We start from the raw sequence: 11,354 nt of genomic DNA on the forward strand, positions 1-11,354 counted from the left end.
TGCGGGAGCCGGATTTGAACCGACGACCTTCGGGTTATGAGCCCGACGAGCTACCAGGCTGCTCCATCCCGCGCCTGTATGTTTAGAGTCCCAGAAGCCGGATTTAAACCGACGACCTTCGACTTCAGGTATTAGCGAGTCCGACGAATGATTTATCATTCTGCTCTATCCCGCGCCTGTAATCTCTAAGTAACATGAGCATGTTAACGATGCCTTGTTCCGAAGAGAGCGCTATAATATAGCAATAAAATTAGAAATCAAGCGTTATAATCAAAATACGGGCTTAAGCGAACAAAAAGCACACAAAACCTCACTAAAATGCGCGCTGATGTGGACTAATCATTTTTTGCCACTCCCAATCAGGGTGCCCCATAACAATAAAATCAGGATTCTCGGTACTTTCTCGTTGATTGTAAGTTAACGGATTGAATTCAGCGTCCGTGATGCAACCACCCGCTTCTTCAACAATGACTTGCGACGCGCCTGTATCCCACTCACCTGTTGGCCCTATTCGTAAAAAACAATCAGCTTTACCTTCCGCGATAATGCATGCTTTTAATGAACAAGAACCTAATGCAACCGTCGCAAACTGGGTATTTAAATATTGGCTAACAGCTTCAATTTTTTGTCTTCGACTTACAGCTAAGGTTAAATTATCCGGCGTTGCTACCGAAATTTGCTGATCTTGGCCATTTTCACGTTTAAACGCGCCATTTTGATAACTAGCAAAATAAGTCACTTGTTTCGCTGGCCAATGAATAACGCCAAGCACTGGGCGATTATTTTCAACTAAAGCGATATTTACTGCAAAATCACCACTTTCTAAAATAAACTCGCCAGTGCCATCCATTGGATCAAGTAACCAATAACGCTGCCAATCTTTTCTATCTGCCAGCGCTGGAATAGGTGTTTCTTCTGACATAATTGGAATATCAGGCGCTAATGCTTGTAAACCTGCCATCAACACCTCATTCGAGGCTAAATCAGCTTTAGTAACAGGCGTATCATCTGACTTTTGCTCAGCACCTATATCATCCTGTTGATAAATGGCCATTATAGCGTCGCCAGCTTGTTCAGCTAACCGAATACACGGCTCTAAAAAATTATTCATTGCCCGCTCCCGACTCTAAGTACTTTGTTAATAATAGCAAAGCTGCGACACTTCGTGCTTCGGTAAAGTCTTCTTGTTGCAATAATGATTGCCAATCACTTATTGGCCATTTCACAACGACAAGCGGTTCAGGCTCATCACCAGGTAAGGTTTCAGGGTAGAGATCTTCGGCGTACAAAATATGCATAGTGGCATTAAAGTAACTCGGTGCCATGCTGACTTTTTTAAGTTCAGCAAAGTGCTTTGCGCCAAAACCAACTTCTTCTTTAAGCTCACGATCTGCAGCTTGCTGTGGTGTTTCGCCCGGGTCAATTAAGCCCTTTGGAAAGCCCAACTGATAATCATTGGTGCCTGCACAATATTCTCGCACTAATAACAGTTCGTTATCGGCCGTTACTGGCACAATCATAACTGCCCCTCTGCCACCGCCACGAATTCTTTCGTATTGCCTTTGCTCATCATTTGAGAACTTCAATTCGAGAGATTCAACAGTAAATAGTCGACTTTTAGCGACAACTTCATTAGACAAAATTTGCGGTGGTGTAGGATGCTTTTTCTGTGTCATTGGCATTAATTTGCTATCATGGCAGTTATGCTCATCATAAATCTTTTAAAGTGAATTGCCTATGTTAAATTGGTCAAAAATCGATACTGTGTTGTTAGATATGGATGGCACCCTACTCGATTTGCATTACGATAATTACTTTTGGCTAACCGTTATTCCCGAGCAATATGCGCGTAAACATAAAATCAGCTTAGACGAAGCAAAAGCTGACATTTTACATCGTTATCAACAAGTTCACGGACAAATTAATTGGTACTGCTTAGATTATTGGCAACAACAACTTGATTTACCAATTATGGCGCTGAAACGTGACATTCAACATTTAATCAGAATTCGTGAAGATGTTCCGCCGTTTTTAACTGAGCTTAGAAAAGCAGGCAAACAATTGATCATGCTTACTAACGCGCACCCAGATTGTGCCATGTTAAAGTTTGAACATACTGCTATCGATAATTACTTAGATGGTGTGATCTCAACTCATCAATATGGCGTGAGTAAAGAGCATCAACCATTATGGCAACAAGTACATCAAGAATGGCAGTTTGATAAGGAACGGACTTTATTTGTGGATGACAGCCCTGCCGTGCTAGATGCGGCAAAAGAGTTTGGTATTGGTCATATACTTGCGGTTGCCAACCCTGATAGTCAGCAACCGCATAAGCAGTTCGATGGCTTTTTATCAACCATCGATTTTCGCGAGCTTATACCTGTTGAATGATTACTTCGGGTAACGCTGCTCTAAGCCTTGGTATACAAGTTTTGCAAAATCTGCATGCTCTGTATCGAGGCTTTTTACCACTTCAACTAAGTGCTCGTTATCTTCTTGGCCATTCCACACCTTGATATAGCTACCGTCTTTGTAGCCATGATCTTGGCGGAAGAAATTCAAGGTGTTTTTACCAACGTAGCCACGGTATAAATCATCGATATCCATACCGATTTGCGCCATACAACCTGCAAATGCAGCTGCATTAAAACTCTTTTCAGCAACTGCTGACGCGGCTAATAATTCGAGTGTTTGTTTAAAGTCATCGGCTTGAACTGGCGCACTTAACTCAGCTTCAAGTTGCGCAGCTAACTGCTCATAGCTGGTTTCGCCATCAATGCGTAAAGATAAACCAAAATGGAAAATATCAACTAACTCTAAAATAACTTGTTCTGTATCTGGGGTTTGTTTCTTCCACCACTTCCAACCGTAGTGATCCAGCATTTCAGCACACTCAACCCAAATTGCACGATACCATTCAAAACCTTGGCTAAACCATTGCTCATGAACTTTGGTATTCATCGCATTTTGCATCTCGAGCATAACAACGAGTTTTTGTAAATTAGCAGACATTCTTTATCCCAACTTGCATTTTTTATTTGCCTATATACTACAGTTAAATTTGAGTTTGATGTAGGTAAAGATGAAATAAATCCCGCAACAAGCAGGTCATCTTTGCAGTTGATAAAAATAACCGAGGAAGCCCATGTTTAAATCTCTATTCATTAGTGCACTGTTTGTACTATCAAGCCAAGTTATCGCTGCAACTGCAACCAATATTGCCGAATCAGCAGAGCAAGTTAGTCCGTTATTACCTGGCTTAACGGTGCCAAATGTTGAATTGAAAGACCAATACGGTAAAACCGTCTCGCTAGCTGAGCGCTTTAAAGAAAAAACTACCGTGCTGATTGTTTATCGTGGCGGTTGGTGCCCATATTGTTCAAAGCAATTGGCCAGCGTACAAAAAATTGAGAAAAAATTAGCAAATTTAAACGCGCAATTAATTGCCGTTTCACCAGACAGCCCTGAAAAACTCGCTGAAACAAAAATTACAGCTCCTAGCTATCAATTGCTTTCTGACGACAGCCTCACTTTGGCGCAAACGTTAGGTCTAGCGTTTTATTTAGATGACAAAACAGCAAAGATTTACCGTAATAAGCTTGGGGTTAACTTTGTCTCGTTAGAGGGTGAGGCGAAAGTCGCGCTACCAGTACCCGCAGTATTCGTGATAGACACAAATGGGTTAGTTCATTTTCAATACGCTAACCCAAATTACAAAGTACGCTTAACAGAAGATTTATTACTAGCCGCTGTTAAATCAGTGAGTGAGCAATAAATTGGCAACCGATAAGCAGAACTTGTTTCTGCTTATCGGCCTTGTGTAAACTCTTGCCAAGATTCAATTAAATCAACAAAGTCTTCAAAGCCGCAGCCACTGCAGAGGCCTTCTTCTTCAAGCATTAAATCATCATCTTGATAGGCAACTAGGTCTTCGTTGTCTTGATGTAATGCATGTGCTTCGAATAACGCTTCATCTTTACTTAAGATCAAATCAATTTCTTGACCTTGTAAAGTTAATGGCTCATTGCTGCTCTTAACCGCAGAGATCAACGCTTGCACCATCGCGATTTTTTCTTTACCGACTTCTTCGTTTAGCCAACGGCCTATGACGGCATGTTCAGAGGAAATTTTAATGCGTAAACCGCTAATTGGGTCGCGGATAAATTGATATTCCATGAAGGGTACTCGTAATACGTTATGTGCTAATTATACCGTTTGCAGCTAGACGTGGCGAGTTTTGTAAGGTTAAAACAACACGAGCGCCCATGCGGGCGCTCGTATTTATGCTATTTAAAATAGCTAGAGTCGCGATTTGAAGCGCGCAGCATCAATAATCGCCCATAGGTATACGATTGGCAGTAAAATAAAACCTACTGCAACATATATTAGTGCACCACTAATCACCCATGCTAAAAAGAATGCAATAGCCGCCATTAAACGACCTTGTACCAATTGTCCTAAACCAGGAAAAAAGATATTACATATTGCTGCGATTACATTACCGCCAGAACCTTGCTCTGCCATACTAACCTCTGTAGTTTTTAATGATTATACTTTTTATAAACACACTTTATGCCAACTTATTATGACTTACAAATCAAAGTGTTAAAAAGTAGCGTTATTTTGATTTTAGTTCTTTTTGCTAAAAATCGGTCAAATTCACAATTTTCATACCTATTCGCTTAATTAAGTGATCTATTTTGAGGCAATAAAACCTCGTTGATAACAAGGCAAAAATTTCGTTATTTAGTTGTTCTAAATGAGAAATTTTTAACGCAGGTAGCGACAGGTTTAATCCCTCAAAATGATTAAGTATTATTGCGGATAGGTATCCTTTCGTAATTTTAATGACTTGCCAAAATAGCTGTTTATAAAAACAGTATTTTATTTAGCCTTGCATAAACACCTGTTATACTCCACCCATTATAGATTGAAAAGGCGTAACGATGGACGTTTCTGAATTACTCGATGGCTTAAATGATAAACAACGGGATGCAGTCGCAGCCCCATTGCAAAACATGCTAGTACTTGCAGGTGCAGGTTCTGGTAAAACTCGAGTACTTGTTCATCGCATCGCATGGCTCATGCAAGTTGAGCAAGCTTCTGCATACAGCATCTTTGCGGTAACCTTCACTAACAAAGCCGCGAAAGAAATGCGCACCCGTGTAGAAGAAACCTTAAAAGCACCGGTTGGCGGTATGTGGATTGGCACTTTCCATGGCTTATCTCACCGCATTTTACGCGCCCATCACCGTGAAGCGAACTTGCCTGAAAGCTTTCAAATCTTAGATTCTGACGATCAACAACGTATGATCAAACGCTTGCTTAAAGCGATGAACATCGATGATAAAAAGTGGCCAGCAAAACAATTTGGTTGGTATATCAGCGCGAAAAAAGATGAAGGTCTACGTCCTAAAGACATTCAAGCCTACGATATTAATGAGCAGATGATGTTGAAAGTCTACGCTGCATATCAAGAGGCTTGTGACCGCGCAGGTTTGGTCGACTTTGCCGAAATTCTGCTGCGCTGCTACGAAGTACTTAAGAACCACCCAACACTTTTACGTCACTATCAACAGCGTTTTGCTCACATGCTAGTAGACGAGTTTCAGGATACTAATACAATCCAATACGCTTGGTTAAAACTACTCGCGGGTAATACGAACAGTATTATGATTGTGGGTGATGATGACCAAAGTATCTATGGCTGGCGTGGCGCAAAAATTGAAAATATCAAACGCTTTTTAACTGACTTCGAAGCCGAAACCATTCGCCTTGAACAAAATTACCGCTCAACGGCAACCATCTTGAAAGCCTCAAATGCGCTGATCAAAAACAATGCTGAACGCATGGGCAAAAGCCTTTGGACAGACGGCAATGATGGTGAGCCTATTTCTGTTTACGCTGCGTTTAATGAATTAGACGAAGCGCGCTTTGTCAGCAGCAAACTGCGTAGCTGGCTAAATGCAGGTAATGCATTACAAGATGCCGCGATTTTATACCGTAACAATGCGCAATCTCGTGTACTCGAGGAAGCAATGCTACAAGAAGGTTTAAAATACCGTATTTACGGCGGTATGCGCTTCTTCGAACGTCAAGAGATCAAAGATGCACTTTCGTATCTACGTTTAGTGGGTAACCGTCAAGATGATGCAGCTTTCGAGCGCGTTATTAACACCCCAGCCCGTGGCATAGGTGATAAAACACTAAGCCATATTCGTGATTGCGCGCGAAATGAATCATTGCCACTTTGGTATGCCGCAAAAGCTATTATCGAGCAGCAGCATTTATCTGGCCGTGCAGCGAGTGCCGTCACTAAATTCTTAGAGCTTGTTGAGCATATCGAAGATAAGATCAGCGATCTCACTTTAGAAGAACAAGCGAAATACGCCATTCAAACCTCTGGGTTAATGGCAATGTATCAAGCTGAAAAAGGTGAAAAAGGCCGTGCCCGGGTAGAAAACTTAGAAGAGCTTATTAGTGCTTGCGGTCAATATGAACTCCCTGAAGATGAAGAGTTCAGCTCGCCACTACAGGGCTTTTTGGCATATACCTCTCTAGAATCTGGCGAAGGTCAAGCTGACGAGCACGAAGACGCGGTGCAAATGATGACCCTGCACTCAGCAAAAGGCCTAGAGTTCCCGTTGGTATTTATGGTTGGTGTTGAAGAAGGCATGTTCCCATCTCAACAAAGTAATGAAGAGTCTGGCCGTTTAGAAGAAGAGCGCCGTTTATGTTATGTCGGTATGACTCGCGCCATGGAAAAACTGTATATTAGCCATGCAGAAAGTCGCCGTTTATACGGCCAAGAAAAATACCACAGTCCATCACGCTTTTTACGAGAAATGCCTGAAGACTGTATCGAAGAAATTCGTATTAAAACACAGGTTTCAAGACCGCCTGCAGCAGGTCGTTTTAGTCCATCAGTAACACATGCCGCATTTGAAGATAGCGGCTTTAACTTAGGTCAACGCGTCTTGCATGCCAAGTTTGGTGCAGGTACTGTACTCAATTACGAAGGTAGCGGCGCACAGTCACGTATTCAAGTGAACTTTGATGACCTAGGCAGCAAATGGCTTGTAACACAGTATGCAAGACTTCAAGCCTTATAATGAGTATTTAACAGCACTGTGCAACGAGCTGGTGATTGCAAAGCATCGCCAGCTTGTCATAGTGCAAGGAAGCGAAGCTTGGTGCTATCAATTTGCAAACCAATTAGCGCTTAAAAATAGCTATGTTTTCAGTAGCAGCTCATTATTAGCAAATAGTGAGTTTCCAAAACATGCTCACCAAATTCTTGGTCAAGAGTTTCAAAACGCAATTTTTGATGGTTTTAGCGGCTTATATGCCGATAAATTAGCCGCACTTGCAGGCACCGTAAAAGCAGGAGGTGTACTGATACTATTGCTGCCTGATGACAGTAATTGGCAAGACCCTGCACTCACAAGTATTACCTCCTATGGCCAAGTGATTCAACACAGCTTTTTTAATCAGCGTTTATTCGCCAAGCTAAAGTTGCAGCCACATTATTTTACTGAGCACTCGCTCCCTGCTTACCAATCAGTATCACCAGCAACTGCTGAGATAAATTTTCAGCAACAACAAACATGTGTTGAGCAAATTATTAAAACCGCGTCAGGACGCGCTAATCGTCCTTTTGTGATCAGTGCCGACCGAGGTCGTGGTAAGTCAGCGGCTTTAGGATTTGCAGCAGCCAATCTTCAAGATAAAAAAATCCTTATTTGTGCAACCCAAGCCAAAGCTGTACAAACAAGCTTTAAACATTTAGCTGCTGAGCTTGGTGTTAGCAAAGAGCAAAACTGTAAGCAATTAGCTAACCTTAGCTATATTGCGCCAGATATACTGCTAAATGAAAAACCTGATTGCGATCTGCTGTTTGTCGACGAAGCAGCAGCGATTCCAGTTCCACTATTATTGCAGATCCTGAAAAGCTACCCACGAATTGTATTTGCTAGCACTATGGTTGGTTATGAAGGAAATGGACGAGGTTACACGTTACGCTTTTTACATTACTTGCGCAGTCAATTTAAATCGCTAAAGACTATTACTCTGGATGAGCCAATTCGTTTTGCTAAACATGATCCACTAGAAAATAGCCTACGCGAACTATTACTTCTCGATGCAAAGTGCCAACACACAAGTAAAGAACAATCTCTCAATTTTGCACAAGTAAGCAAACAACAACTTGTTGATAATGAGCAACTGCTAGGACAGATAATAGCCTTACTTGCTTTGGCACATTATCAAACCAGTGTTAATGATTTACGCCAATTACTTGATGCGCCTGAATTACAATTGTTTATTTGCACTCAAGCAGATGAGCTCAAAGGCGTCTGCTTGGTTGCTCTCGAAGGTGGACTGACTAAAGATATAGCAGACCATGTTAAAGCCGGTCAGCGTCGTCCGCATGGCCATTTGATGGCACAAACACTTACTCAACTAAGCAAAGACTCACACTTTCTGACAGAGGTCTCTGCTCGGGTTGTAAGAATAGCGATAGCACCCGAATGCCATCAGCAAGGAATTGGCTCAGCCTTATTAAAATACTGCGAAAGACAGTTAGATAATTGTAGCTATTTTGGGGCAAGTTTTGGTGCTAATGTATCGCTTGTTAGATTCTGGCAGCACAATGGCTTTCATGTCGTAAAACTCGGTTTTAGTCATGATAAGGCAACAGCTGAGCACCCTGCTTTAGTGATAAAATCGCTTTGCAAACAAAATAGTTCATTGGTACAGCAACTCATTAATGAGTTTAAGTTAGACATATCAGTGCAATTGTTAGGGCACTTTAAAAGCTTACCTTGGCAGTTAGTTGATCAATTAGTATCGCATTTGCCAAGCTCTGCTTGCCCTACTGCATTATCCACTAGAGCAGAGCGGATCATCAGTGATGATTTCAATCTTTTCAATATACAACCTTTACTGTGGCAACTAATATGGCACACACCAATTAGTCTAAAATTATTAGATGAAAATACAAAATTCATCCTTATTAGACTAGTATTACAGCAGACATCTGTGAATAGCTTTATTTATGAAGCTAATTTTGCTGGCCGTAAAGAACTCGATTCACAGTTTATAACCGCAGTAAAAGGTTGGTATGCTCACTATAAATCACTTAACACTAAAAGTACTCAATGCCCTTTTAATAACCCTGGTGTTGATACCAACAACTAGCTTAGCGCAACATACGCAACCCCCTATAAAGTTAGGCATGTCTACCGCATTAACAGGACCTGCCAAACAAATCGGTGAGCAACTTGCGCTAGGCAGTAAAATTTACTTCGATAAAGTTAACAAAACCCAAGGGATCAATGGCCAGAATATAGATCTTATACTCGCTGACGATGGATATGAGCCAAAAAACACCGTTGTAAATACAAGACAGTTTTTGTACACCGAAAAAATTCACGCGATTTTCGGCTCGATGGGAACACCCACCGCTCACGCCATAAAACCATTACTAGATAGGCACCGCATTCCCTTTCTAATGCCGTTTACAGGCGCTGATTTTCTGCATAATAGCTCAATGCCCAATGTGTTTAACTTAAGAGCTAGCTATCAAGATGAAGCTATTGAACAGATAAACTATTTGATAAAAGAACGTAACCATCAAAAGATCGGCTTAATCATTCAAGCTGATGAATTTGGCTACATGGTTGAAAGTAACTTAATCACTGCCTTAGAAGAGTTTGGCATCAAACCTATCGAAGTAGCTCGTTTTAGAAGAAATAGTTCAGATATATCGAAAGCGTTAGAAACTCTGAAGCAAAGCGAAGTAACGGCTGTTTGTATGGTAGGAACCTATCAACCGCTAGCCGAATTTATAAATACCAGCTATGAACAAGGTTTCAAACCTGACTTTACATCCGTTTCATTTGTTTCTAGTCACGATTTATTTGCTCTTGTAAAACACCCAGCAAATATAATGGTCACAGAAGTGGTCCCCAACCCTAATAAATGTGAAAACGCCTGGTGTAAAAGCTTTAAGGAAGATATCAAACCTTATAATGTGACCCCTAATCGAATTATTTTTGAAGGCTATTTGAATGCAGCAGCTTTAGTAGAAGCCGCAAAAGAATGCCCTACACCACTAAATAATCAATGCTTACTAATCCAGCTAAACAAAACCTTTGACAGAGATAGTGAGCTAGCCGCTCTGTTTAGTGACCCCGATAAAGATAAGATAAAAAAAATCTATCGTTCATACTACAAAAGTAATTAAATTTAACTACAACTAATTAGCAATAATGTTCTATGCTATAAAGACTTAACAAGGCTTTGAGGGAAATATGGATCTGATTAATTTTCGTGTCGGGCAAAAGACCATTTCATTAAAAATTCTCGATATACTTCTAACTGAACGTTATGAAGGAAATTTGACATCTTTGCCGAATGAAAATAAAAGCTTCATTGGTGTAAAAGACTACATGGATACACCCACCCCTATCTTTGATTTAGGCATCGTTTTAAACAACCAATCAACTAGTGATACAAACACTGCACTTTCAGATTTATTAGTAGAACGAGAAAAAGAGCACCTAGAGTGGCTAAATGCGCTTGAGCACAGCTTAGTAACAGGCACTCCATTCACTAAATCAACAGATCCTGATAAGTGTGAATTTGGCCGCTGGTATAACAATTTCAAAACAGATAACGAGGATTTACACAGCATTATTGTTAAGTTCGATGCACCTCATCGTGAACTACATGCTATGGCCAGAGAATTATTAGAGTTACAGAAAAGCCAACCCCAAGAAAAAGTTCTTAGTGTTTTTGAAGAAAAAAAACGTCAGGTATTTAATCAACTCGTCAGATTATTTGAGTCAGCCCGAGAACAAATTATCCTTGATTACAAGCCAATTATTATCTTCACAACAAAAGATGGCATCACGCCTCATATAGGTCTGTTAGTTGACCAAGTTGAAGATAACATAAACGTAAAAAAAGAAGATATTAAACCATTAGAGCAGCTCACCTCTGTGGGTTTCGATGTTGATCCTCAGACGAAAATTATGATGCGTGGTTTAATCAAAATGAAAAATAAACATAGCCTGTTGTTAGATCCAAGCGCAATATTCCGTCCAGAACACCTCATGCGCCATGAAGCTGAAGAAACCGAAGAATACGGGCTCTTTTAGTAGCGAGAGTAAAGTTTGAAGCCAGCCCAACCTACCTGAAGAATGAATAAGGCACGTTGTGTGGATAGCTTAAACGCAAAAAAGCCCGACTCTTTCGAATCGGGCTTTCTCTAATTTGGAGCCTGGCGATGTCCTACTTTCACATGGCAAATGCCACACTATCATCGGCGCTGTTTCGTTTCACTACTG

The 11,354-nt window shown here is 40.9% G+C and carries 11 protein-coding genes and 1 tRNA gene; 6 read left to right on the forward strand and 6 right to left on the reverse strand.

The window, feature by feature from the left end:
- The 3 genes from QL229_RS20295 to nudE form a co-directional block, all read right to left on the reverse strand.
- Positions 1–73: transfer RNA gene (locus QL229_RS20295), tRNA-Met, on the reverse strand.
- A 240-nt stretch (positions 74–313) separates the two neighbouring features.
- A complete protein-coding gene (cysQ, locus tag QL229_RS20300; RefSeq protein WP_135923193.1) occupies positions 314–1,111 on the reverse strand; it encodes a 3'(2'),5'-bisphosphate nucleotidase CysQ in 798 nt (265 codons plus the stop codon).
- Positions 1,104–1,676, reverse strand: a complete 573-nt coding sequence (gene nudE, locus QL229_RS20305; RefSeq protein WP_171040476.1) for an ADP compounds hydrolase NudE — start codon at positions 1,674–1,676, stop codon at positions 1,104–1,106. Before nudE ends, cysQ begins: the two co-directional genes overlap by 8 nt.
- A 61-nt stretch (positions 1,677–1,737) precedes the next feature.
- On the opposite strand from nudE, the gene yrfG reads away from it, so the two are divergent.
- Positions 1,738–2,394, forward strand: coding sequence for a GMP/IMP nucleotidase (gene yrfG / locus QL229_RS20310; protein WP_054563941.1), 657 nt, complete (start codon positions 1,738–1,740; stop codon positions 2,392–2,394).
- Here yrfG and QL229_RS20315 read toward each other — a convergent pair whose 3' ends face one another.
- Positions 2,395–3,015, reverse strand: coding sequence for a dUTP diphosphatase (locus QL229_RS20315; RefSeq protein ID WP_055199370.1), 621 nt, complete (start codon positions 3,013–3,015; stop codon positions 2,395–2,397).
- Positions 3,016–3,148: 133 nt separating this feature from the next.
- Here QL229_RS20315 and QL229_RS20320 point away from each other — a divergent pair, with 133 nt between their 5' ends.
- Positions 3,149–3,778 carry a peroxiredoxin-like family protein gene (locus tag QL229_RS20320; RefSeq protein ID WP_281547354.1) on the forward strand — a complete coding sequence of 210 codons (630 nt, stop codon included), beginning with the start codon at positions 3,149–3,151 and terminating at the stop codon, positions 3,776–3,778.
- Between the two features lie 32 nt (positions 3,779–3,810).
- On the opposite strand, the gene QL229_RS20325 is transcribed toward QL229_RS20320, so the two are convergent.
- Positions 3,811–4,179: a YacL family protein gene (locus QL229_RS20325; RefSeq protein WP_135923188.1), complete on the reverse strand. Its 369-nt coding sequence runs from the start codon at positions 4,177–4,179 to the stop codon at positions 3,811–3,813.
- A 123-nt stretch (positions 4,180–4,302) separates the two neighbouring features.
- Positions 4,303–4,527, reverse strand: a complete 225-nt coding sequence (locus QL229_RS20330; RefSeq protein ID WP_054554878.1) for a hypothetical protein — start codon at positions 4,525–4,527, stop codon at positions 4,303–4,305.
- 422 nt (positions 4,528–4,949) lie between these two features.
- On the opposite strand from QL229_RS20330, the gene uvrD reads away from it, so the two are divergent.
- The 4 genes from uvrD (at position 4,950) to QL229_RS20350 (ending at position 11,165) form a co-directional block, all read left to right on the forward strand.
- A complete protein-coding gene (gene uvrD, locus QL229_RS20335; RefSeq protein WP_058583696.1) occupies positions 4,950–7,115 on the forward strand; it encodes a DNA helicase II in 2,166 nt (721 codons plus the stop codon).
- Complete coding sequence (locus tag QL229_RS20340; RefSeq protein ID WP_281547355.1) at positions 7,093–9,201, forward strand: GNAT family N-acetyltransferase; 2,109 nt, start codon at positions 7,093–7,095, stop codon at positions 9,199–9,201. The genes uvrD and QL229_RS20340 overlap by 23 nt, the downstream gene beginning before the upstream one ends.
- The gene (locus tag QL229_RS20345; protein ID WP_199527416.1) at positions 9,125–10,249 is read left to right on the forward strand and encodes an ABC transporter substrate-binding protein; all 1,125 of its coding nucleotides are present in this window, start codon (positions 9,125–9,127) and stop codon (positions 10,247–10,249) included. Before QL229_RS20340 ends, QL229_RS20345 begins: the two co-directional genes overlap by 77 nt.
- 67 nt (positions 10,250–10,316) lie before the next feature.
- On the forward strand, positions 10,317–11,165 hold the full coding sequence (locus QL229_RS20350) for a CZB domain-containing protein (RefSeq protein ID WP_281547356.1): 849 nt from the start codon (positions 10,317–10,319) through the stop codon (positions 11,163–11,165).
- The last annotated feature ends 189 nt before the right edge of the window (positions 11,166–11,354 follow it).

This window comes from Pseudoalteromonas sp. PAR1 (assembly GCF_947311895.1).
In the GTDB taxonomy this organism is placed as follows: domain Bacteria; phylum Pseudomonadota; class Gammaproteobacteria; order Enterobacterales; family Alteromonadaceae; genus Pseudoalteromonas; species Pseudoalteromonas lipolytica_C.